The following is a 23,089-nucleotide window of genomic DNA, read 5'->3' as shown; positions in this document are numbered from 1 at the left end:
GGGGTGTGCCCTGAATTCAACAGCTATGTGCTACGAATGCTTCAGCTCAGCGGCGACCGCGGGTCATTTCGACGCCGAGGTCCTGAATTTTCTTCCGAAGCGTGTTGCGGTTGAGGCCCAGGATTTCAGCCGCGCGAACCTGATTGCCGCGCGTCGCCGACAGCGTGAGCTGGATCAAGGGGCGCTCGATCTCCTGCAGGACGCGGTCGTAAAGCCCAGGCGGCGGCACGCCATCGGGCTGGTCGGCGAAATGCGACGCCAGGTGCCGCTCGACCAAGGTCGAGAGCGTGACGGGCCCCTCTTCCGAGCGCACGGCCGGCGTATGGTCCTGAAGCTCGCGATCGACGATGCGGGCGGTGATCAGCTCCTCGGCGTAGAGGGCGCACATCCGGCGCATCAGGTTCTCAAGCTCGCGCACATTGCCCGGCCACTGATAACTCTTCAGGCGGTCCAGAGCGCTCTGGTCGATCGTCTTGGCCGGCAGGCCCTCCCGGGCGGCGCGCAGCAGGAAGGTCCGCGCCAGATCGGGGATGTCCTCGGCTCGGTCGCGCAGCGGCGGCAGGCGCACCGGCGCGACGTTGAGGCGGAAGAAGAGGTCCTCGCGGAACAGGCCCTGCTGGATCAGGCCGCGCAGGTCGCGATTGGTGGCGGCGATGATCCGCACGTTCGGCCGGCGGCCGGTCTTCGGATTGATCACGGGTTCGGTGCCGTCGATCACCCGCAGCAGGCGAGTCTGGGCGTCCAGCGGCATGTCGCCGATCTCGTCCAGGAACAGCGTGCCGCCGTCAGCCTCGACGAGACGGCCGTTGTCGCCCTCCCCGCGACCGAACAGCTCGACCTCGACCCGCTCGCGCGGCACGGCGGCGAGGTTCAGGACCACGAACTTGCCATCGCGCCGGCGCCCAAGTTCATGCAGCGCCCGGGCGACCAACTCCTTGCCGGTGCCGCTTTCGCCGAGGATCAGAACGGTGAGGTCAGCGCCGACCAGACGCGCGATAGTGCGATAGACCTCCTGCATCGGCGCGGAGCGGCCGATCAGCGGCAGGCGCTCGTCCCGCATGGCGCGCGCCTGGGCCTTCGAGGCCTCGGTATCGGCAGGCCGCGACAGCGCCCGACGCGCCGCCGCCGTCACATCATCCAGATCGAACGGCTTCGACACATATTCGAACGCGCCCGCATCCGCCGCGTTGACCGCGGTCAGCAGGGTGTTCTGCGCGCTCATCACGATGATCGGCAGCTTGGGCCGTTCCTTGCGGATGCGCGGCAAGACGTCGAAGACATTCTCGTCGGGCATCATCACGTCGGTGACGACCAGGTCGCCCTCGCCGTCGGTGACCCACTTCAGAAGCGTGGTCGCGTTGCCGGTGGCGCGAACCTGATAGCCCAGGCGGGTGAAGGCTTGACTGAGCACCAGGCGGACCGAGCTGTCGTCGTCGGCGATCAGGATCTTCTTGCTCGCGGCGTTCATATTCACGCGTCTCCGGAAACAATATCGGGAGCGCCATTTTGCGGCGCGATGGGCAGCAGCACGCGGAACACGGTGCGGCCGGGCTCGGATTCGAAATCGATCAACCCGCCATGAGCGGTGACCAGCTTGGTCACGAGCGCCAGACCAAGACCGGTGCCGTTGGCCTTGGTCGTCACGAAGGGCTGGAAGAGGTGGTCGCGGAGGGTGGTCGGAACGCCGGGGCCGTTGTCGATGACCCGCACCTCGATCGGCGCGCCGCTCGTGGTCTTGCCGTCCGCGCCGCGAACACGCACGCCGGGACGCCAGGCCGTATGGATCGAGATCGCGCCGCGCCCGTCACCGCGCATATGCGCCGCCTCGGCCGCATTCTTGGTCAGGTTCAGGAAAATCTGGATCAGATGATCCTCATCCCCCCAGACTGGCGGCAGCGAAGGGTCGTAGCTTTCCTTAAGCTGCAATCCGTCGGCGACGCCATTCGCCACGAGGGCCCGCACACGGTCCAGGACCTGGTGGATGTTGACCGGCTCGCGCGGGGTCGGGGCGTCGTCCGAGAAAGCCTCCATGCGGTCGACGAGCCGCCGAATGCGATCGGTCTCGTCGACGATCAGTTGGGCCAGCGGCTGATCGACGGCGCTGGCGCCCGTCTTGAGCAGCTGCGCGGCGCCGCGAATGCCGGCCAGCGGGTTCTTGATCTCATGGGCCAGCATCTTGCCGAGCCCAACAACCGAGCGAAGGCCCGCGGAGTCCGCGCCGCGATCAACACCCAACACGCCCTTGACGTGAAGGGTCAGCAAAACCGAACCGTCCCCTAGCGGCGCGGCGGCGCCGTCGGCCTCGAATGGCGGCTGGCCGAAGAGATTGACCTCGACCCCGTGCTCACGAACCAGCGCGCCCTTGGAGATAGCCCGATCGAGCAGGGAGACCAGCACCGAACCCGGCGGCAAGGCCGCGCGGAAGCGACCGCGCGCCAGCAGGGAAAGACCATGGCCGAACAGCGCCTCGGCCGCCTCGTTGACGGCGACGAGACCGCCATCGCGATCCACCACGAGCGCGGGCTCGGGGTTCAGATCGAAGGCCGCCGACTTCAAGGCGTCGGCGGCGACACCGCCCAGTACGCGGGCTCTGTCGGTCATGCGGCTAATCTCCCGCCCACCAGCCAGAGGTCGCGCAGGGCGGCCTCAACGGCGGCGGGATCTTCCAAGCGACACAAGGTGGCGCGCGCCGCGCGGCGCGCTTCGGGCGTTTCGGGCCAAGGCGCGGCTTCGATGTACGAAGCCAGGTGCTTGCGGAACATCTTCAGGCCCAGCCGTTCGCCATAGAACGACAAGCTCCGTCGGAAGTGGGTGAGCGCGATGGCGAGACGCTCCTCGGCCTCGGGCTCCGAGAAGCCGCGGCCGTCCAGTGCGGCTTCAATCGCTCCGGCGATCCAGGGACGGCCATACACGCCGCGCCCGACCATCACGCCATCCGCGCCAGACTGTTCGAGCGCCGCCCGGGCGCTATCGCCATCGACGATGTCGCCATTGACCAGCAGTGGAACCGAGACGGCCTTCTTGACCTCGGCCACCGCGGACCAGTCGGCGACGCCTTTGTAAAACTGGTTGCGCGTGCGTCCGTGAACCGTGATGGCCTTGGCGCCGACCGCTTCGGCGCGCGCAGCGATCTCCGGCGCATTGCGGCTGGCGTCGTCCCAGCCGAGCCGCATCTTGACGGTCACCGGTACGTCGACCGCCTCGACGGCCGCCGCGACCAGCGCCTCGGCCAAGTCCGGCTCGCGCATGAGGGCTGAACCACAGGCCGCGCCGGCGGCGACTTCCTTGGCGGGACATCCGAAATTCAGGTCGATGATTTCGGCGCCAGCCTCGGCGGCCATCCGCGCGCCCTGGGCCATGAAGTCGATGTCGCGGCCGACGAGCTGGATCACCGTCAGCGGCAAGCCATCGCCGACAGCCGCGCGACGGACGACGTCGGGACGCCCCTTCGCGAACTCCGCGCTGGCCACCATCTCCGTCGCCACATAGGGCGCGCCGAGCGCCGTGGCCGTTTCTCTGAAGGGCAGGTCCGAGACCCCGGTCATGGGCGCGATCCACACCCGACCGGGGACGCAAACCCCGCCGACATCGAGCTTGTTGCTCATTTTCTGATCATCCCCGTAGCATTCTTTTTAGGCACATTGTGCGGCGCAGTAAAGCCCGGATCGACTGGACATGAGCCGTCGTCCGACTAAACACCCCCTATGACCTTCTCCGCCGTGATCGTCGCCGCCGGCTCGGGAACCCGAGCGGGCCCGGGCCAGGCCAAGCAATGGCGCATGCTGGCCGGCAAACCCGTTTTGAGGTGGTCGGTCGAGGCCTTCCTCGCGGCCGGCGCGTCCGAGCTCGTGATCGTGACGACGGAAGATGGCCAGGCGGCCCTGCCCTCCGTCCTTGAAGGCCTTGGCGGCTGGCGGCCGGCGCGAGGCGGCGCCACCCGAGCCCTTTCGGTCCAGGCCGGCCTCGCCGCCCTGGCCCATCGACCGACGGACGAGCCTGTCCTGATCCACGACGCCGCGCGCCCGCTGCTCGCTCAGACGACCATCCATGATGTCCTGGATGCCCTGGAAGACGCCGACGGGGTGCTGCCCGCCCTGCCCGTCGCCGACACGCTAAAGCGCGCCGAGCCGGACCAGAACCCGGTCACGACCTCCCGCGAACACCTGTGGCGCGCCCAGACCCCGCAGGCCGCCCGTCGCCAGACCCTGCTGGACGCCTACGCCGCCTGGACCGGCGGCGAGCCCACGGACGACGTCCAAGTGATCGAAGCCGCGGGAGGGCGCGTCGCGATCGCGCCGGGCGACCCGCTTTTGATGAAACTGACCTACCCAGAGGACTTCGCCATGGCCGAACGCCTAGCCGGCGCCGCGCGCGTCACCCGTGTCGGCCAAGGTTTCGACGCCCACCGCTGGGGGCCGGGCGAAGAGGTCTGGCTGTGCGGCGTCGCGATCAAGCACGATGAGACCCTGATCGGCCATTCGGACGCCGACGCGGGCCTCCACGCCCTGACCGACGCCATCCTGGGCGCGATCGGCGAAGGCGACATCGGCGACCACTTCCCCCCCACCGACCCGAAGTGGAAGGGCGCGTCTTCGGACCAGTTCCTCAAGCACGCGGCCGATCTCGTGACCGCCAAGGGCGGCGCGCTCGTCAATGTCGATGTGACGCTGATCTGCGAGCGCCCCAAGATCAAACCGCACCGCCAGGCCATGCGTGAGCGGCTGGCGGAGATCCTGGGCCTTCCGGTCGATCGGGTCAGCGTCAAGGCGACCACGACCGAGAAGATGGGTTTCACCGGTCGCGGCGAAGGCTTGGCGGCCTCGGCCGTCGTGGCGGTCGAGACTCCGGCCTGAACCGGTTAGGCTGAAGCGCGAAGACGGAGACCCGCATGTTCCCGCTTGAGATAGAGACTCTTGCCCGCCTGCTGATTGATGAGGCGCGCGGTCGTTCGCTGCGGCTGGTGACGGCGGAAAGCTGCACGGGCGGCCTGGTGGCCGGCGCGATCTGCGCGATCCCCGGCGCGTCTGACGTCTTCGAACGCGGCTTCGTGACCTACACCAATCGCGCCAAGTCCGAGATGCTGGGCGTGCCCGGCGACCTGATCGCCGACCACGGCGCGGTCTCCGAGCCCGTCGCCCGGATGATGGCCGAAGGCGCGCTGCGTGAGAGCAATGGACACGTCGCGGTGGCGATCACGGGCGTCGCTGGCCCTGGCGGCGGCTCCCCGTTGAAACCAGTCGGAACCGTGCACTTCGCCGTGGCCCGCGCCAACCGTTCGGTCGTCCACCGACATGAGCGGTTCCTGGGCGACACGCGCCAGGCCGTGCAGCTGGCGGCGATCGTCACGGCGCTGGAGATGCTGCGCGAGGCGGTGGCCTAGTGCCGGAGACCGCGCCCAGCGACTGGCGGCGCTTCACCGGCGCCAATCTCTCGCAACGGGCGCTGAAGGCGGCCGCCACTCGCAAGACCGAGATCCGTCACGCGATCCGCGTCTCCGCGGCCGTGGGCGGCGCCTATGCCTTGGCGACACTGCTTCGCCTGCCGCAGGGCTATTGGGCGGTATTCACGGCCGTGATCGTCGTCCAGGCCAGCCTGGGCGCGACGATCACCGCCTCGATCGAGCGCTTCCTGGGCACTGTTGTCGGCGCGCTGGCTGGCGCCGCGGCGGCCTATCTCCACTCGCGGTGGCCCGAGTACGGCGGCGTCATTCTGTGCGTGACGGTGGCGCTGCTGGCCTTCGTGGTCTCGATCCGGCCCTCGCTGAAAGCCGCTCCGGTCACCGCCGTGATCATGCTGATCGGCACAACGACGCACATGGATCCGCTGATCGCGGCTGGCCTGAGGGTCGCCGAGATCACGGTCGGCAGCCTGGTCGGCGTTGCGGCGACATTGTTGATCTTTCCCGCCAGAGCTCACGCCTCGGTCGTGGCGAGCATCCAGAAGATCGCCGGCCTGCAGGCGAGTATCCTCGAGGGCCACGTCACCGCGCTACGCGGCGCGCCGGACGCCACCGACTATCTCAAGGCGCAGGACGACCTGCGCGCCGCGCTCGCCAAGCTCCAGACGGCGATGACGGAGGCGGATCGCGAAAGCGCCACCCGCCTGAGCGACCGCTCGGTGTCAGACGCCCTACCCCGGACGCTATGGCGCCTGCGCAACGACACGGTGATGGTCAGCCGCGCTCTGCGAGGCCCATTGCCCGACACGATCGGTCCAGCCGCCGCGGACATGCTGGAAGCCAGCAGCCGCTTCCTGAGAGCCTCCGCGGATTTACTAGGCGGCGGTCCGAAGCCCGACCGCATCGCCTTCGCCACGGCGCATCAGGCTTTCCAGACCTGTTTCCAGGGGCTGCGCGAGAAGGGCGTCACCCGCGACCTTGAGTTCGACGGGGCGGCCCGCGTCTTCGGCCTGGTGTTCGCGATCGAGAACCTGTTCGCCAATCTCGGCGACTTCGAGGAGCGGATCGAGGAGGCCGTGGCCCAGAAGGACTAGGCTCGCGCGCCGTAAATCTGGCGCGCGCGGTCTTCAAAACAAGCGATGAGCTTGCCAGCGGCCTTGTCGACATTGGCCGCTAGCAGCGCATCGAGCATCAACGACTTGAACGCGAATTCGATCGTGAATTCGATCCGGGTCGCGCCGTCTTCGGGAATGAAGCGCCAAGCGTTCACGAGCCGCTTGAAAGGCCCGTACAGCAGGTTGACGTCGATGCTCAGGGCCTCGCGGTCGCGACACACGCGGGTCGCGAACTTCTCGCGTAGGAACGAGAAACCCACTTGGGCCTCGGCGTCGACCGTACTGACCGCGCCGTCCTCGCGTCCGTTCCAGGTGCGCATGCCCGTGATCCATGGCACGAAGCTCGGATAGGCCTCGACGTCTCCGACGAGCTGGAACAGCTCTTCCGGCGCGTACGGCAGCACGCGCGTGACCACGTGACGATGCAAGGCGTCAAGCCTTGCGGGCGTCGAGCGCGCGGCGAGCGGCCTGCAGCTTGGCGAAATCGTCGCCTGCGTGGTGCGACGAGCGCGTCAGCGGGCTGGACGAGACCATCAGGAAGCCCTTGGCCCGGGCGATCGCCTCGTAGGCCTTGAACTCCTCGGGCGTGACGAAGCGTTCGACCGCTGCGTGCTTGCGGGTCGGCTGCAGGTACTGGCCGATGGTTATGAAGTCGACACCCGCCGAGCGCATGTCGTCCATGACCTGCATGACCTCCTCCTTGGTCTCGCCGAGGCCGACCATCAGGCCGGACTTGGTGAATTGGGAGGGATCGCGCTGCTTCACGCGGTCCAGCAGGCGCAGCGAATTGTAGTAGCGCGCGCCGGGGCGGATCTTGAGATACAGCCGCGGCACGGTTTCGAGGTTGTGGTTGAAGACGTCCGGCTTGGAGTCGATCACCACGTTCTCCGCGCCTTCCTTGCGCAGGAAGTCGGGCGTCAGGATCTCGATCGTGGTCCCCGGAGCGGCCGCGCGGATCGCCGTGACCACCTCGGCGAAGTGGCGGGCGCCGCCGTCCAGCAGGTCGTCGCGGTCCACCGAGGTGATGACGACGTGCTTGAGGCCCATCTTGGCGACCGCCTCGGCCACGCGGCGCGGCTCGTCCGGATCCAGCTGGGTCGGCAGACCGGTGGTGACGTTGCAGAAGGCGCAGGCGCGGGTGCAGATCTCGCCCATGATCATCATGGTCGCGTGCTTCTGGCTCCAGCACTCGCCGATGTTCGGGCAAGCCGCCTCTTCGCAGACCGTGTGCAGACGGTTCTCCCGCACGATGCTCTTGGTCTCGTTGTACTGACCCGAGCCCGGGGCGCGGACCCGCAGCCATTCCGGTTTGCGGAGCACCGGCGTGTCGGGGCGGTTCTGCTTTTCGGGGTGGCGCGCCGCCCGGTCTTCCGGGCCGCGAGCCTTGAGGGTGTCGATCACCGTGGCCATGGCGCCTAAATCGGTCTTCTTGGCTTCCGGATCAAGCGCTTGATCCAGCTTAAGACCCATTCGGCGACGGAATCACTTTCGGGTCAGGAAGCGGCCACCATGGAACCGGAGGGGTTGCTCAAGCCCTTACGCTGCAAAGGCCGAAGCTCACGCTTTGTGACTCATTCTTGCAAAGCGAGACCTTCCTCGGCAGAGTCGGCGTTTAACGAACGAAAGCGATCTTCGCTTTTCGGGGAGGTTTCGGCGGGATGCCGGTAGTTTACGACGCGCGAAACGGCCAAAAGGCCATCTTCGACGCCCTGATCGACGCCCGCGACAAGTACGGCGCTAAGAAACAGATCCTGGAGGACCAGGATCGCAATCCGCTGACCTATACGGACCTGATCCGCGCCAGCTTCGCGCTGGGCCGCAAGATCGCGGCCATGACCCGGCCGGGCGAGAATGTCGGCGTGCTGCTGCCCTCCGGCGCGGGTTCTGTCGTGACCTTCTTCGCCCTGCACGCCTTCGGCCGCGTGCCGACCATGCTGAACTTCACGGCGGGCCTGCGGAACATCAAGGCCGCTTGCCGGCTGGCCGGGATTCGCCACGTCCTGACGGCGCACAAGTTCGTGGAGCTGGGCAAGCTGCACGACATCATCGACGCGATCAGCGTCCAGGCCGAGATCGTCTATCTGGAAGACGTGCGCGCCACGATCGGTCTGGGCGACAAGCTGTTCGCCGCCGCCGCGGGCCTGTTCCCGCGCCGGTTCCGCGCGCCGGCCAAGCCCTCTGACAAGGGCGTGGTGCTGTTCACCTCCGGCAGCTTCGGCGCCCCGCGCGGCGTAGTGCTGACCCAGGAGAACTTGGTCCAGAACGCCATGCAGGTGGCCGCGCATATCGAGCTGAATCCCAACTGGGTGATGTTCAATCCGCTGCCGGTGTTCCACTGCTTCGGCCTGACGGGCGGCGTGATTCTGCCGATCCTGACGGGCATGAAGGCGTTCCAGTACCCCTCGCCGCTGCACACCAAGCAGATCCCGCCGCTGATCAAGGATTCCAAGGCCTCGATCCTGCTGGCCACAGACACCTTCGTGAACCAGTACGCCCGCGCCTCCGAAGCCGACGAGCTGTCGGGCCTGGAGTTCATCGTCTGCGGCGCCGAGAAGGTGCGCGACGAAACCCACGCCCTGATCAAGGAGCGGTTCGGCGGCGTGCCGGTGCTTGAAGGCTATGGCGCCACCGAGGCCTCGCCCGTCATCGCGGTCAATAAGCCGACCGACAACCGCCCCGGCACCGTTGGCGGCCTGCTGCCCGGCCAGGACGTTCGCATCGAGCCCGTGGAGGGCATCGCCGAGGGCGGCCGCTTCTTCGTGCGCGGGCCCAACATCATGGCCGGCTACCTGCGCGAGGATGGCGGCGTCGATCCGCCCGAGGACGGCTGGCACGACACCGGCGATGTGGTCACCATGACCGATGACCAGTGGATCACGATCAAGGGCCGCGTGAAGCGCTTCGCCAAGATCGGGGGCGAGATGGTGTCGCTGACGGCGGCGGAGGATCTCGCCTCGGCGGTCTGGCCCGACGGCCGCCACGCGGTGATCTCCCTGCCCGACAAGAAGAAGGGCGAGAAGCTCATCCTGGTCACCGACCGTCATGACGCCGACGTCGCCCCGCTGGTCGCCCACGCCCAGACGATCGGCGCGCCGGAGCTGGCCGTGCCGCGCAAAATCCTCAAGGTCACCGAGGTGCCCGTGCTGGGCAGCGGCAAGACCGACTACGTCGCCATTCAGCGCATGGCGGAAACTGACACCCGCGCGGCCTAAAACGTCGCGCCCAGGGCTTCCAGCTCCACGCGGAAGCCCTGCTTGCGGCTGTGCAGCGCGCGCAGGTCGGCGACGAAGGCGGCGTGGTCGGGATATTCGCCGTAGTCGCCGATCATCGCCGCCAGCGACTCCGCCTCAAGCAGCTGTCGGGCGGCCTCGGCGTAACGCGTGGCGACCCCATAGGTCAGTACGTACTGGATCGAGGCGCGCAGCAGCAGCGTCGCGGCCAGAGGGTGGCTTCCCTCCAGCCGACGGGCGGCCTCGACGATCAAGGTGTCGTCGGAGCCGTTGATCTCGCCTGAGCGGGACAGCACCAGCCGGGCGGCCGCCGGCAGGTCGGGCCAGGACACCAGGAACGCCAGCGCCATGTCGAAACGCGGGAAACGCTTAGCGACCGCCTTGGCCTGGTCCTCGGCCTCGACATCGTCGAAGTCTGGAAGCCCTTTCAGATAGGCGCGAAGACGGCTGATCGAGAGCGTCGCCTCGAAGTCCGCCCAGCGGCGCTTTTGAGCTTCGTCATGGTGGCCGGTCGCTTCCAGCGCCTCCAGCATGACATCTTCCCAGGCGGCGCGCTCTTCGACCGCGCTCTGGTGTCGTCCGCGCTGTTCGCTCGGCGCGCCGGCTTGCAGAGTGGCGAGCGCGTCCTCCGCCCTGCCCGCCTCCAGCAGTCGCCGGGCGATCTCGGCCGAGACCAGGGGCGTGCGGCGAAGCTCCGGTGAGAAGGTCGCCTCAAAGGCGTCCACGTCGCCGCTGGCGTCGGCCAGGCGACGCAGGGCGTCCTTGTAGATCGCGCCCTGGGCGTCGAAGAGATGGGCCGAACGGGTCGAGCGCGCGGCCAGCATCTTCTCCAGGGTTTCGCGGAGATGAGCCTGTCCCTTGGCGCCGAGCGCGGGCGTCAGGGCGTTCACCAGCGGGCCGAACTGGGCATAGTCGTCGCGGCGCAGAAGTCTGGCTATCCGATCCGCCAAGGCGATGGGATCGGGCATGGCCTTGGCGGCGATCACGCCGACGCCGTCACGGGCGGCAAGGAAGACATCGCCGATTGGGCCTTCGGCCTGGCTCAAGCGGTCCAAGGTCGGGGTCGCCAGGTCCAGCAGATCGAGCATCAGGTCGAGCGCGGCGGTCGGCTCGTCCTCGGCCAGGCGCTCGATCATCCGCCGATGCAGGTCGAGGTCCTTGGCGAACGCGGCGCGCTTGCGCCAGTGGATGCGCGATGAGGACTTGCCGATCGTCGCCAGCCGCTTGGCGATCTCTTGCGCCAGGCCCTCGGCGCTGGACTCGGCGAACAGCTCCAGCCGCAGCACGCGCTTGACGTGGCTGTCGCTGGAGAGGTCGAGCAGGATGGCGGCGAGGCGCTCTGGGCCCAGGTCAGCCAGATTGGCCTCGGAGAGGGTCGTCTTGGACCCTTTCCGCGCCTTGGCCGGCTTATCACCCGTCGCGGCGACCTTGCGCGCCATCCAGACTCCCTAGCTGCCCTAGATGTGCAGCACGCGGCCGTAGGCGTCCAGGGCGGCTTCGTGCATGGCTTCCGACATGGTCGGGTGAGCGTAGACGATGCCGTGCAGGTCTTCCTCGGTCGCTTCCAGCGTGATGGCGGTGACGAAGCCCTGGATCATCTCGGTCACTTCGTGGCCGATCATGTGGGCGCCGATCAGGGCGCCGGTCTTGGCGTCGAACACGGTCTTCACGAAGCCTTCGACCTCGCCGGCCGCCACGGCCTTGCCGTTGACGCGGAACGGGAAACGACCCGCCTTGACCTCGATGCCGGCCGCCTTGGCGCCGGCTTCGGTGTAGCCCACCGAGGCGACCTGCGGATTGGCGTAGGTGCAGCCCGGGATCGGCGAGTGAACGTTAGGGGTCTTGTAATTGGCGATGGCCTCGGCGGCGTGGATACCTTCGTGGCTGGCCTTGTGGGCGAGCCAGGGACCGCCGGCGATATCGCCGATGGCGTAGAGGCCCGGGACGTTGGTGCGACAGTGCTTGTCGGTGACGACGTGGCCGCGATCCAGGCTGACGCCTAGCGCTTCCAGGCCGTCATTGTTCGGCGCGATACCAACGGCGACGATGCACTTCTCGGCGGTCAGCTGCTCGATCTTGCCGCCAGCCTCGACCGTGACGGCCACGCCGTCCTTGGTCTTCTCGATCTTGCCGACCTTGGCGCCGATGCGGAACTTGATGCCGCGCTTTTCGAACGCCTTCTGGGCGGCCTTGGAGACCTCCTCGTCCTCGACCGGCATGATGCGGTCGATGGCTTCGACGACGGTCACCTCGGCGCCGAGCGCGCGGTAGAAGCTGGCGAATTCGATGCCGATGGCGCCCGAGCCGATCACGACCAGGGACTTGGGCATGGACTTCGGCGCCAGGGCGTCGCGGTAGGTCCAAATCTTGTCGCCGTCAGACACGGCGCCGATAGCCGGGATTTCGCGAGCGCGGGCGCCGCTGGCCAGGATCACGTTCTTGGCTTGAACCGTGCGGCTGCCGCCGGCCTTCAGGGCGATGACGAGCTTCGGGGCCGGATTGCCCTTCTCCAGCTTAGCCTCGCCCTCGATCACCTCGATCTTGTGCTTCTTCATCAGGAAGGCGATGCCGCTCGACATCTGCTTGGCGACGCCGCGCGAGCGCTCGATGATCTTGGTGAAGTCGAACGAGGCCTTCTCGACCGACAGGCCGTAGCCGCCGAGATGCGATAGCTGCTCGTAGATCTCGCCGGACTTCAGCAGCGCCTTGGTGGGGATGCAGCCCCAGTTCAGGCAGATGCCGCCCAGGTTCTCACGCTCGACGATGGCCGTCTTCAGGCCCAGCTGGCTGGCGCGGATCGCGGCCACGTAGCCGCCAGGACCGGCGCCGATGACGACGACATCGAATTCCGTGGACATATTCATCTAACCCTAGCTTGGACGTCGCCCGGAAAGCGCCGGACGGCCTAGATCGATCGGCGAAGGGGCCGATCCGGGAGAAACTAAAGCAGCGCCTCGACCGCGACCTTGAGGTCCTCGGGCTTCACCGTGGGCGCGAAGCGCTCGACGACCTCGCCGTCCTTGCCGATCAGGAACTTGGTGAAGTTCCATTTGATCGCCTCGGTGCCCAGGAGGCCCTTCTGCTCCTTCTTGAGATAGCGGTAGAGCGGGTGGGCGTCGGCGCCGTTGACGTCGATCTTGCTCATGACCGGGAAGGTCACGTCGTAGGTCAGCGAGCAGAAGCTGGCGATCTCCTCGGCGTTTCCCGGTTCCTGAGCGCCAAACTGATTGCAGGGGAAGGCCAGGACCATGAAGCCACGGTCCTTGTAGGTCTTGTAGAGCGCTTCCAAGCCTTCGTACTGAGGCGTGAAACCGCACTTGCTGGCGGTGTTCACGATCAGAAGCACTTGGCCGCGATAGTCGGCCAGGCTTACGTCCTGGCCGTCCAGCGTTTTGGCCGAATAGTCGTAGACCGACATAGCCGTCCCCTTTTTGCCGTCGCCCGGATCAGACGATCAGGGTCAGCGGCTCTTCGATCAGCGGCTTGAAGGCCGCCAGGAACTTGGCGCCGACCGCGCCGTCGACCACGCGGTGATCGCAGGTCAGGGTCACGGTCATGACCGTGGCGACCTTCAGCTCGCCGTTCTTGACGACCGGGCGCTGCTCGCCCGCGCCGACGCTCATGATCGCGCCTTGCGGCTCGTTGATGATCGACGAGAACGACTTGATGCCGAACATGCCCAGGTTCGAGATCGAGAATGTGCCGCCCTGGAATTCCTCGGGCTTCAGCTTCTTGTCCTTGGCGCGCTGGGCCAGGTCCTTCATCTCGGCCGAGATCTGAGCCAGGCCCTTGGTTTCGGCCTTGCGGATGATCGGCGTGATCAGGCCGCCGTCGATCGCCACGGCCACCGCGATGTCGGCGTGGTGGTGCATGGCGATGCCTTCGGGCGTGTAGCTGGCGTTGGCTTCCGGCACCTGCTTCAGGGCCACGGCGGCGGCCTTGATGACGATGTCGTTGACCGAGACCTTCACGCCCTGCTTCTCGAGCAGGCCGTTAATCTTGGCGCGCGCGGCCAGCAGCGCGTCGATCTCGAGATCGATCTGCAGCGGGAAGTGCGGGACGTCGCGGAAGCTTTCGGTCAGGCGGCGCGCGATCGTCTTGCGCATGCCGTCCAGCGGCACGAGGTCGTACGAGCCGGCGGGGATGCCCATCTGCTCCAGCGACAGCGCCTTGCGGGGCTCGGCGGCGGCCGGCGCGGCGCTGGTCGCGGCGGGAGCGGCCTTGGCGGCGGGCGCGCCCGACTTGGCGGCTTCGACGTCCGACTTGATGACGCGGCCGTGCGGGCCGGTGCCCTTGATGCTCTTCAGGTCGAGACCCGCGGCCGACGCCAGACGGCGGGCCAGCGGCGAGGCGAAGACGCGCGAACCGTCGGCGGCCACCGGAGCGGCCGGCGCGGGCGCGGCGGGAGCCGGAGCAATGGTCGGAGCCGCGGCGGCAGGCGCCGGCGCAGCGGCCGCCTTGGGGGCTTCGGCCTTCGGAGCCGGCGCGGGGCTCTCGCCCTCGCCCGCCAGCTTGGCGATCAGCGCGTTGACCTTGACGTTCTCGGTCCCGGCGTCGACCAGGATGGCCTCGATCACGCCCTCGTCGACGGCCTCGACTTCCATGGTGGCCTTGTCGGTTTCGATCTCGGCGATCACGTCGCCGGCCTTGACGGTGTCACCGACCTTGACGTGCCACTTGGCGAGGGTCCCCTCCTCCATGGTGGGCGACAGGGCGGGCATCAGGATGTCGATCGACATTGAGCTTCTTCCTCAAGCGTTCGGGACGATTGGCCGAGCCCTCGTCCGCGATACCCCGCCTCGCGGCGGGATGAATTCGTTGGCCAAGACGATGCGGCCCCCGCCCGTCGGGGGCGAGGGCCGCGCCGGTCTTAGCGGTAGCTGACCGCCTTCGCGGCCTTCACGATCTTCTCGACCGAAGGCAGCGACAGGGCTTCCAGGTTCGCCGCGTAGGGCAGCGGCACGTCTTCCTGGTGGACCCGCAGCGGCGGGGCGTCCAGATAGTCGAAGCCGTGCTCGGTGATGCGGGCGACGATCTCGGCGCCGACGCCCATCGGGCCCCAGCCTTCCTCGACCGTGACCAGGCGGTTGGTCTTCTTGACGCTTTCCAGGATGGTCGCGTGGTCCATCGGACGGATCGTGCGCAGGTCGACGACCTCGGCCTGGATGCCTTCCTTCTCCAGCTCCTCGGCCGCCTTCAGGGCGAAGCCCACCATGCGGCTGTAGGCGACCAGGGTCACGTCCGAGCCTTCGCGGCGGACCTTGGCCTTGCCAATCGGCACGACCCAGTCCTCGACGTCCGGGATGTCGAACTCGTGGCCGTACATCATCTCGTGTTCGAGGAAGACGACCGGGTTCGGATCGCGGATCGCGGCCTTCAGCAGGCCCTTGGCGTCGGCGGCGTCGTAGGGCGCGATGACCTTCAGGCCCGGGACATTGCCGTACCAGGCGGCGTAGTCCTGGCTGTGCTGGGCCGCCACGCGCGAGGCCGCGCCGTTCGGGCCGCGGAACACGATCGACGACTTGATCTGGCCGCCCGACATGTAGAGCGTCTTGGCGGCCGAGTTGATGATCTGGTCGATCGCTTGCATGGCGAAGTTCCAGGTCATGAACTCGACGATCGGCTTCAGGCCGGCCATGGCCGCGCCGACGCCCATGCCGGCGAAGCCGTGCTCGGTGATCGGGGTGTCGACGACGCGCTTGTCGCCGAACTCCTGCAGCAAGTCACGGCTGACCTTGTAGGCGCCCTGGTACTGGGCGACTTCCTCGCCCATCAGGAACACGCGGTCGTCGCGACGCATCTCTTCGGCCATGGCGTCGCGCAGGGCGTCGCGGACCGTGATCTTCTTCATCGGCGTGCCGGCCGGGATTTCCGGATCGGCGAAGGTCGAGGCGGCCGAGATCGGGCCGGCGGCCGGAGCCGAGACGACCGGAGCCGGAGCAGCTTGAGCGGCGGCCGGAGCGGCGGCGGGCGCCGAAGCGGCTTCGCCCTCGCCCTTCAGGCGCGCGATCAGCGTGTTGACCTTGACGTTCTCGCTGCCGGCCGGGACCAGGATGGCTTCCACCACGCCCTCGTCGACGGCTTCGACTTCCATCGTCGCCTTGTCAGTCTCGATCTCGGCGATCACGTCGCCGGCCTTGATGGTGTCGCCTTCCTTGACCAGCCACTTGGCCAGGGTGCCTTCCTCCATGGTGGGAGAAAGGGCGGGCATCAGGATGTCCGTCACTCGGCGGCCTCCAGGTATACGTCAGTGTACAGTTCCGAGGGATCCGGCTCGGGGCTCGTACGGGCGAACTCGGCGGCTTCCGCGACGATGCGCTTCACTTCCGCGTCGACGCCCTTCAGGTCGTCTTCGGTGACGCCGGCCTTGGCCAGGCGCTCCTTGATGTGGTCGATCGGATCGCGGGTCGTCTTGACCTCGTCGACCTCCTCCTTGGTGCGGTACTTGGCCGGGTCGGACATCGAGTGACCGCGATAACGGTAGGTCTTCATCTCGAGGATGTAGGGACCTTGGCCGCTGCGGGCGTGCTCGGTGGCGCGAGCGCCGGCTTCACGGACGGCGATGACGTCCATGCCGTCGACTTCCTCGCCCGGGATGCGGAACGAGACGCCGCGCTTGTGGAACGCGGTTTCCGAGGCGGCGCGTTCGACGGCGGTGCCCATGGCGTACTGGTTGTTCTCGATCACGTACACGACCGGCAGCTTCCACAGCTGGGCCATGTTGAAGCTCTCGTAGACCTGGCCCTGGTTGGCCGCGCCGTCGCCCATGTAGGCGTACGAGACATTGCCGTTGCCCTTGTAGGCGTTGGCCAGCGCCAGGCCGGTGCCGAGCGAGACCTGCGCGCCAACGATGCCGTGGCCGCCGTAGAAGCCGGTCTCGACGTCGAACATGTGCATCGAGCCGCCCTTGCCCTTGGACGAACCGCCGGCCCGGCCGGTCAGCTCGGCCATGACCTCGCGCGGATCCATGCCCGCGGCCAGCATGTGGCCGTGGTCACGATAGCCGGTGATGATCTGGTCGCCCTTCTGCGAGATCGACTGCATGCCGACCGCGATGGCTTCCTGACCGATGTACAGGTGGCAGAAGCCGCCAATCAGGCCCATGCCGTACAGCTGGCCGGCCCGCTCCTCGAAGCGGCGGATCAGCAGCATGTCCTGATAGAATTTCAGGAGTTCGTCTTTTCCGACGAAGGCGTTGACACCGGTGTCAGCCGCCTTCCCCTCTGAGGCCTCAGCCTTGCGCGTACGCGCCATTCAAATCTCCCTGGCCAATCTTCATCGCGGCCTTCGTCCTGAGAGCATTTCCCGCCGAAAAAGTCGTCGGTTCCGCGAAGGAAACGCCCTAGTGCACCATCAAGCCGTTCGAAGCCAAATAGCTCCGCGCCGACCGGCAATCGATTCCAAGAGTTTATGGGACCGGTTAGCGCGGACGCTTGACCCGGATCACATAGTCCCTCGGGTCGGCATATCCTAGGAGCGAGCGCGCGCGCTCCTCCAGCAGGTCGGCCGACAGACTGCCGCTGCGTAATAGACGAGCACGCGCCTCTAGGTCCATCCTCTCCGCGCGTATCTTCCTGAGTTCCTTCGTTTTTGCTGCGAGGTCCGCATTGCGCTGCGAAATGGACAGCAGGCCTCGATCACCCGTCAGAGCGTGAAAGGCGAAGTAAAAAATCAGGAAGAAGATCGCCGCGGTCGGCAGGAAAGGTTGCAGTCGGGCGAACATCTGAGCGTCCCAAAGAGGGATTCGCAGGATCGCCGACCCTGCTTAACGCCTTCTAAATCTGGGTGTTGCGAACGCCGGTCGCCGGCGGGAGTCGATCGCCGCCGATGCTTTCACGTGAGATGGTTTCACCCGCATCTAGATACCGCATCGCCGAAGCCATTTCGCGCTAGCGAAAAGGAACGAACTGGTCTCTCGTGAAACCAACTCCACCCTTTTAGAAAATTTGTGGGTTAACCCTTGCTGACCCGCGCCCTCAAAACGTCCCGGCGCTCCTTTGAGGCCGGAATCGCCCGTCGCCGCCGGGACGCTTCAACCGCCGAAGCGGCAAGCAAAAGGGCGCGGCCTCTCGCGAAGCAGCGCCCTCAAGCAAGCGGTCTGGAAGAGGCTTAGCGGCCCTTCAGCGCCGCGCGACCGGCATAGACGCCCTGGTCGTCCAGCATCTCCTCGATGCGCAGCAGCTGGTTGTACTTGGCGGTCCGGTCCGAGCGGGCCAGCGAACCCGTCTTGATCTGACCGCAGTTCAGGGCGACGGCCAGGTCGGCGATCGTGCTGTCCTCGGTCTCGCCCGAACGGTGGCTCATGACGCTGGTGTAGCCGTGACGGTGGGCCAGCTCGACCGCGTCGATGGTTTCCGACAGCGTGCCGATCTGATTGACCTTGACCAGGATCGAGTTGGCCAGGCCCTTGTCGAGACCGATCTGCAGGCGTTTGGGGTTGGTCACGAACAGGTCGTCTCCGACCAGCTGAACCTTCTTGCCCAGGGTGTCGGTCAGCAGCTTCCAGCCGTCGAAATCGTCCTCGGCCATGCCGTCCTCGATCGTGAGGATCGGGAACTTGGACACCAGGCCCGCCAGGTAGTCGACCATGGCGGCCGGATCCAGCGACTTGCCCTCGCCTTCCAGCTCGTACTTGCCGTTCTTGAAGAACTCGGTGGAGGCGACGTCCAGGCCCAGGACGAAGTCGTCGCCGGCCTTGTAGCCGGCCTTCTCGCCGGCCTTGACGATGAAATCGAGCGCGGCTTCAGCGCTGGCGAGGTTCGGGGCGAAACCGCCTTCGTCGCCGACGTTGGTGTTATGGCCGGCGTCCTTCAGAGCCTTCTTCAGGGCATGGAAGATCTCGGCGCCCATGCGCAGGCCTTCGCGGAAGTCCTTGGCGCCGGTCGGCAGGATCATGAACTCTTGGATGTCGATCGGATTGTCGGCGTGGGCGCCGCCGTTGATGATGTTCATCATCGGGGTCGGCAGCACGCGGGCGTTCACACCGCCGACGTACTTGTAGAGCGGCAGGCCGGCCGACTCGGCGCCGGCCTTGGCGGCGGCCAGCGACACGCCCAGGATGGCGTTGGCGCCCAGGCGGGCCTTGTTCGGGGTCCCATCCAGCTCGATCAGCAGGTTGTCGAGGCGGCGCTGGTCCTCGGCGTCAACGCCAGACAGGGCGTCGAAGATCTCGCCGTTGACGGCGTCGACCGCCTGCTGGACGCCCTTGCCCAGGTAGCGAGCCTTGTCGCCGTCGCGCTTTTCATTGGCTTCGTGCGCGCCGGTCGAGGCGCCTGACGGCACCGCGGCGCGACCGAAGGCGCCGTCCTCCAGGACCACGTCGACTTCGACGGTCGGGTTGCCCCGGCTGTCGAGAATTTCACGGGCGATGATGTCGACGATCTCGGTCATGGACTGCTCCTCAAGGCCAAAGGCGCGGGAGGCTTAGCCGCCAAGCGCTTCGGGCGCAACTTGACTTCCCTTCCGGAGACCGCGCGACCATCGCTTATTCTAGGGAGGATCCCATGCTGGACGTCGAACGCCGCGGCCCGATCGCGGTCGTCACCCTCAACCGGCCCGAGGCGATGAATGCGCTGTCGAAGGCGCTCAGGCTGGCGCTCTACGACGCCATGGTGGCGTTGGACGCGGATCCGGACATCAGCGTCGTGGTCCTGACCGGCGCCGGCGAGCGCGCGTTCACCGCCGGCCTCGACCTCAAGGAACTGGGCGGCGACGCCTCGGCCATGGGCGCGGCCAACGATCAAGACGCCCGCTCAAACCCCGTCCGAGCCGTCGAGCGATGCCGCAAGCCGGTGATCGGTGCGATCAATGGCGTAGCGATCACTGGGGGCTTCGAACTCGCCCTCGCCTGCGATGTCCTGATCGCGTCGGAGACCGCCCGTTTCGCGGACACCCACGCCCGGGTCGGCATCATGCCGGGCTGGGGGCTGTCCCAGAAGCTCTCCCGGCTGATCGGGCCCTATCGCGCCAAGGAGCTGTCGCTCAGCGGCAATTTCCTGGACGCCCGGACCGCGGCGGACTGGGGCCTGGTCAATCGCGTCACCGCGCCCGAGGATCTTCTGCCCACGGCCCTGAAGCTGGCCGAGGACATGGCGTCGATTCCCGTCGAGACCTTGGCCTTCTACAAGGGCTTGATCGATGACGGCTACGCCCGCTCGTTCGGCGACGGCCTGGCGCTCGAGCACGAACGGTCCAGCGCGCACAACCGCGAGGTCACGCCGGAGAAGGTCGAGGCCCGCCGCCGCCAGGTGATGGCGCGGGGGCGGTCGCAGTAGTCAGGCGTTCCAGGTCCGGGGGGCGACACCGCCGTCTCCCAGCCGGAACAGCACCCGCCCTGCCCCGAAATCCAGCTCGACCCGGGCGAACAGATGCAGGATGTCGACCCCGATCAGGGCAGCTGGCCGATTGTTCAGCGACCAGAGATCGAAGATGTGCAGGTCCGCGAACGCCATCGGGACGTTGGTGATCCGCAGGTCGCCCATCGACATCGTCGGCACGAGGCGAAACTCGCCCAGTTGCATCTCGCCGCCAGCGGTCAGCAGGCGCGCCGGTCGTACGAGGTCGGGTGTGCGGCGACGGCGCGCGGCGATGGCGCGGGCCAGGGCCATGTTGCCGATGCTGACCCCGCCGCCGGAGTCGATGAAGGCCAGGGAGCGAACGCCGCCGATCCGCGAATCCGCAAGGGTCAGGCGGCCGAACCGTTCATCCGCCATCACCGAAACCTCGTTCGAGAAGCGGGTGATTTCCGACGTGTTCTGGGTGCGCCGGATCTCCAGGCGCTTCTTGGGAAAGTCCATGACGATGTTGCGGCCTTCCAGGATGTCGACTCCCAGAAGTCCGTCCGCGCCGACGCGGTCGTAAGGCAGCACCGGCAGATCCACGTTGCTGAGCTTGGCGTCCCCGGCACGGAGATTGCCGATCCGGGCCGTCGTCGTGGTGATCGTGCCCGAAACGCCATGGACGATGATCTCGGGCCCCGGCGCCAAGGCGAGGCGCTGGACGACGCCCGGCGTCAGGACGGTGCGGTCGGCCCCAGTGTCGACCACGAACTGGAAGGGTCCCTCGCCATTGATGGCGACATCGACGGTCAGGCGAGCGTCTTGGTCGAGACCCGCGTCGAGCACGAGCAGCGGCGGGTCGGACGGCGGCGCCGTCGGGGGCTGGATTTGCGGTAACGAAACCGGCGTGATGGCGCTCGCCAGCGCCGGCGGCGCGGCGATCGACAGACCCAGTCCCGCCGTTATGGTCCGGCGCGTGAGCATGGGCGTTCCTCCCGATACGGAGGCTAACACCCTTTTCCCGCGAGCATGACGAAAAACGCCGCCCAGCGTGGCCGGGCGGCGCTTTCAAGCCGTCGGAGACGAGAAGGAGACCTTAGTCTTCCTTCGGCGTCAGGATCTGCTTGCCGTTGTACATGCCGGTCTTCAGATCGACATGGTGCGGACGGCGCAGCTCGCCGGTGTCCTTGTCCTCGATGAACGAGTTAGCGCCCAGGGCGTGGTGCGACCGGCGCATGTTCCGGCGAGAAGGCGAAGTTTTTCTTTTAGGAACGGCCATCGAAGTGACTCTGCTCGCTGAGCGTGAAAATCGAGAGCGGCGGCCTGGGAACGCCCGAGCCGCCGCGTGAGGGCGGGCTTATGCCCGAATCTGTAGGAAGATGCAACCTCGTGATCAGACGAGGCGTCCATGCTCCTTCGCGGCGGCGATGAAGCTGGCGAAAAGCGGGTGCGGCGCGAAGGGGCGGCTCTTCAGTTCGGGGTGGTATTGGACCCCGATGAACCACGGATGGTCGTCCCGCTCGACGATCTCGGGAAGCACGCCGTTGGGCGAGCGGCCAGTCAGTTTCAGGCCCGCGTCCTCCATGATGTGGACGTAGCCGATATTGACCTCGTAGCGGTGACGGTGGCGTTCGCTGATCTCGGTCGCGCCATAGATCTCGGCGACCTTCGAGCCCGGTGTCAGGACCGCCTCATAGGCCCCCAGGCGCATCGTTCCGCCCAGGTCGTCGTTGGAGCGGCGCTGGACGGTCTCGTTGCCCTTGATCCACTCGGTCATGATGCCGACCACAGGGCGCTCGGTCGGGCCGAACTCGCTGGAGCTGGCGTCCTTGATGCCGGCGACGTTGCGCAGGGTTTCGATCACAGCCATCTGCATGCCAAAGCAGATGCCGAAGTAAGGGACCTTCCGCTCGCGGGCGAACTGGGCCGCGCGGATCTTGCCCTCCGCGCCCCGCTCGCCGAAGCCGCCGGGCACCATGATGGCGTGGGCGTTCTCGAGACGGGCGGCGGCCGCGCCCTCATCGCCCTCGAAGGTCTCGCTTTCGACCCAGTCCAGGTTGACCTTGACCTTGTTGGCCAAGCCCCCGTGGTGCAGGGCCTCGATCAGGGACTTATAGGCGTCTTTCAGCACCGTGTACTTGCCGACCACGGCGATCGTGACCTCGCCGTCGGGGTGCTGGACGGTGTCGTCGATCGCCTTCCAGCGCGACAGGTCCGGCGCGGGGGCGTCGTGGATGCCGAAGACGTCCAGGACTTCGGCGTCCAGGCCCTGCTCGTGATAGTCGATCGGCACGGCGTAGATGGACGATGAGTCCAGAGCCTGGATGACCGCGCTGGGCCGCACGTTGCAGAACTGGGCGATCTTGCGCTTTTCCTCGGGCGGGATCTCCTGCTCGCAGCGGCACAGCAGGATGTCCGGCTGGATGCCGATCGAGCGCAGCTCCTTGACCGAGTGCTGGGTCGGCTTGGTCTTCATCTCGCCAGCCGTCTTGATGAACGGCAGCAAGGTCAGGTGCACGTAGCAGCTCTGGCCGCGCGGCAGGTCCTGGCGCAGCTGGCGGATGGCCTCGAAGAACGGCAGGCCCTCGATGTCGCCGACCGTGCCGCCGATCTCGACCAGCACGAAATCCACGGCCTTCTGGCCCGTCTCGTCCATGGCGGGAGAGAGGACGAAGTCCTTGATCTCGTTGGTGACGTGCGGAATGACCTGGACGGTCGCGCCCAGATAGTCGCCGCGGCGCTCCTTCTCGATGATCGTCTTGTAGATCTGGCCGGTGGTGATGTTGTCGGCCTTGTTGGCCGACACGCCGGTGAAGCGCTCGTAGTGGCCCAGATCAAGGTCGGTCTCGGCCCCGTCGTCGGTCACGAAGACCTCGCCGTGCTGATACGGGCTCATCGTGCCCGGATCGACGTTCAGATAGGGGTCGAGCTTCCGAAGACGGACCGTGTAGCCGCGCGCTTGCAGCAGCGCGCCGAGCGCCGCCGAGGCCAGACCTTTGCCAAGCGAGGAAACCACGCCGCCGGTGATGAAGATGTACCGCGTCATGGGCGATCAGATTACTCGTGATT

General features: G+C 67.0%; 21 protein-coding genes. 5 read left to right on the top strand and 16 right to left on the bottom strand.

Annotation, left to right across the window (positions count from 1 at the left end):
• Positions 1 to 46 precede the first annotated feature (46 nt).
• From ntrC to dusB, 3 genes are read right to left on the bottom strand one after another with little or no spacing between them, the layout of a single operon-like run.
• Positions 47 to 1,468 (bottom strand): nitrogen regulation protein NR(I), encoded by a 1,422-nt coding sequence (ntrC, locus tag CSW60_RS01280; RefSeq protein WP_099535461.1) that lies wholly within the window; start codon positions 1,466 to 1,468, stop codon positions 47 to 49.
• A 2-nt stretch (positions 1,469 to 1,470) separates the two neighbouring features.
• On the bottom strand, positions 1,471 to 2,601 hold the full coding sequence (locus CSW60_RS01275) for a nitrogen regulation protein NR(II) (protein ID WP_099535460.1): 1,131 nt from the start codon (positions 2,599 to 2,601) through the stop codon (positions 1,471 to 1,473).
• Positions 2,598 to 3,605 carry a tRNA dihydrouridine synthase DusB gene (dusB, locus tag CSW60_RS01270; RefSeq protein WP_099535458.1) on the bottom strand — a complete coding sequence of 336 codons (1,008 nt, stop codon included), beginning with the start codon at positions 3,603 to 3,605 and terminating at the stop codon, positions 2,598 to 2,600. The genes CSW60_RS01275 and dusB overlap by 4 nt, the downstream gene beginning before the upstream one ends.
• Positions 3,606 to 3,704: 99 nt before the next feature.
• On the opposite strand from dusB, the gene CSW60_RS01265 reads away from it, so the two are divergent.
• The 3 genes from CSW60_RS01265 to CSW60_RS01255 are packed head-to-tail and all read left to right on the top strand — an operon-like array spanning position 3,705 to position 6,492.
• Positions 3,705 to 4,853: a bifunctional 2-C-methyl-D-erythritol 4-phosphate cytidylyltransferase/2-C-methyl-D-erythritol 2,4-cyclodiphosphate synthase gene (locus CSW60_RS01265; protein ID WP_099535456.1), complete on the top strand. Its 1,149-nt coding sequence runs from the start codon at positions 3,705 to 3,707 to the stop codon at positions 4,851 to 4,853.
• A gap of 35 nt (positions 4,854 to 4,888) precedes the next feature.
• Positions 4,889 to 5,380 carry a CinA family protein gene (locus CSW60_RS01260; RefSeq protein ID WP_099535454.1) on the top strand — a complete coding sequence of 164 codons (492 nt, stop codon included), beginning with the start codon at positions 4,889 to 4,891 and terminating at the stop codon, positions 5,378 to 5,380.
• Positions 5,380 to 6,492, top strand: a complete 1,113-nt coding sequence (locus CSW60_RS01255; protein ID WP_099535452.1) for an FUSC family protein — start codon at positions 5,380 to 5,382, stop codon at positions 6,490 to 6,492. The genes CSW60_RS01260 and CSW60_RS01255 overlap by 1 nt, the downstream gene beginning before the upstream one ends.
• On the opposite strand, the gene CSW60_RS01250 is transcribed toward CSW60_RS01255, so the two are convergent.
• Positions 6,489 to 6,941 carry a type II toxin-antitoxin system RatA family toxin gene (locus CSW60_RS01250; RefSeq protein ID WP_099535450.1) on the bottom strand — a complete coding sequence of 151 codons (453 nt, stop codon included), beginning with the start codon at positions 6,939 to 6,941 and terminating at the stop codon, positions 6,489 to 6,491. The genes CSW60_RS01255 and CSW60_RS01250 overlap by 4 nt on opposite strands.
• 4 nt (positions 6,942 to 6,945) lie before the next feature.
• The gene (lipA, locus tag CSW60_RS01245; RefSeq protein ID WP_099537512.1) at positions 6,946 to 7,923 is read right to left on the bottom strand and encodes a lipoyl synthase; all 978 of its coding nucleotides are present in this window, start codon (positions 7,921 to 7,923) and stop codon (positions 6,946 to 6,948) included.
• Positions 7,924 to 8,171: 248 nt separating this feature from the next.
• Here lipA and CSW60_RS01240 point away from each other — a divergent pair, with 248 nt between their 5' ends.
• Positions 8,172 to 9,725, top strand: coding sequence for an AMP-binding protein (locus tag CSW60_RS01240; RefSeq protein WP_099535448.1), 1,554 nt, complete (start codon positions 8,172 to 8,174; stop codon positions 9,723 to 9,725).
• Here the strand turns inward: CSW60_RS01240 and CSW60_RS01235 are convergent.
• From CSW60_RS01235 to eno, 8 genes are all read right to left on the bottom strand, one after another.
• Positions 9,722 to 11,182, bottom strand: coding sequence for a DUF6880 family protein (locus tag CSW60_RS01235; protein ID WP_099535446.1), 1,461 nt, complete (start codon positions 11,180 to 11,182; stop codon positions 9,722 to 9,724). The two genes, CSW60_RS01240 and CSW60_RS01235, sit on opposite strands and share 4 nt — an antisense overlap.
• An 18-nt stretch (positions 11,183 to 11,200) precedes the next feature.
• Positions 11,201 to 12,601: a dihydrolipoyl dehydrogenase gene (gene lpdA, locus CSW60_RS01230; RefSeq protein ID WP_099537511.1), complete on the bottom strand. Its 1,401-nt coding sequence runs from the start codon at positions 12,599 to 12,601 to the stop codon at positions 11,201 to 11,203.
• Positions 12,602 to 12,684: 83 nt separating this feature from the next.
• Positions 12,685 to 13,161, bottom strand: coding sequence for a glutathione peroxidase (locus CSW60_RS01225; protein WP_099535444.1), 477 nt, complete (start codon positions 13,159 to 13,161; stop codon positions 12,685 to 12,687).
• A gap of 28 nt (positions 13,162 to 13,189) precedes the next feature.
• On the bottom strand, positions 13,190 to 14,482 hold the full coding sequence (locus tag CSW60_RS01220) for a pyruvate dehydrogenase complex dihydrolipoamide acetyltransferase (RefSeq protein WP_099535442.1): 1,293 nt from the start codon (positions 14,480 to 14,482) through the stop codon (positions 13,190 to 13,192).
• A 131-nt stretch (positions 14,483 to 14,613) separates the two neighbouring features.
• The gene (locus tag CSW60_RS01215; protein WP_099535440.1) at positions 14,614 to 15,969 is read right to left on the bottom strand and encodes a pyruvate dehydrogenase complex E1 component subunit beta; all 1,356 of its coding nucleotides are present in this window, start codon (positions 15,967 to 15,969) and stop codon (positions 14,614 to 14,616) included.
• Positions 15,966 to 16,997, bottom strand: a complete 1,032-nt coding sequence (gene pdhA, locus CSW60_RS01210; RefSeq protein WP_099535438.1) for a pyruvate dehydrogenase (acetyl-transferring) E1 component subunit alpha — start codon at positions 16,995 to 16,997, stop codon at positions 15,966 to 15,968. The genes CSW60_RS01215 and pdhA overlap by 4 nt, the downstream gene beginning before the upstream one ends.
• A 166-nt stretch (positions 16,998 to 17,163) precedes the next feature.
• On the bottom strand, positions 17,164 to 17,466 hold the full coding sequence (locus tag CSW60_RS01205; RefSeq protein ID WP_099535436.1) for a septum formation initiator family protein: 303 nt from the start codon (positions 17,464 to 17,466) through the stop codon (positions 17,164 to 17,166).
• 386 nt (positions 17,467 to 17,852) lie between these two features.
• Complete coding sequence (gene eno / locus CSW60_RS01200) at positions 17,853 to 19,133, bottom strand: phosphopyruvate hydratase (RefSeq protein WP_099535434.1); 1,281 nt, start codon at positions 19,131 to 19,133, stop codon at positions 17,853 to 17,855.
• Between the two features lie 113 nt (positions 19,134 to 19,246).
• Here eno and CSW60_RS01195 point away from each other — a divergent pair, with 113 nt between their 5' ends.
• Positions 19,247 to 20,017, top strand: coding sequence for an enoyl-CoA hydratase (locus CSW60_RS01195; RefSeq protein WP_099535432.1), 771 nt, complete (start codon positions 19,247 to 19,249; stop codon positions 20,015 to 20,017).
• Here CSW60_RS01195 and CSW60_RS01190 read toward each other — a convergent pair whose 3' ends face one another.
• From CSW60_RS01190 to CSW60_RS01180, 3 genes are all read right to left on the bottom strand, one after another.
• On the bottom strand, positions 20,018 to 21,004 hold the full coding sequence (locus CSW60_RS01190; RefSeq protein ID WP_099535430.1) for a retropepsin-like aspartic protease: 987 nt from the start codon (positions 21,002 to 21,004) through the stop codon (positions 20,018 to 20,020).
• Between the two features lie 112 nt (positions 21,005 to 21,116).
• Positions 21,117 to 21,299, bottom strand: a complete 183-nt coding sequence (gene rpmF / locus CSW60_RS01185; protein WP_010919589.1) for a 50S ribosomal protein L32 — start codon at positions 21,297 to 21,299, stop codon at positions 21,117 to 21,119.
• A gap of 114 nt (positions 21,300 to 21,413) precedes the next feature.
• The gene (locus CSW60_RS01180) at positions 21,414 to 23,066 is read right to left on the bottom strand and encodes a CTP synthase (protein ID WP_099535428.1); all 1,653 of its coding nucleotides are present in this window, start codon (positions 23,064 to 23,066) and stop codon (positions 21,414 to 21,416) included.
• Positions 23,067 to 23,089: the final 23 nt, after the last annotated feature.

This window comes from Caulobacter sp. X (assembly GCF_002742635.1).
Classification (GTDB): Bacteria; Pseudomonadota; Alphaproteobacteria; order Caulobacterales; family Caulobacteraceae; genus Caulobacter.
This window is presented reverse-complemented; position numbering and strand designations above follow the sequence as displayed.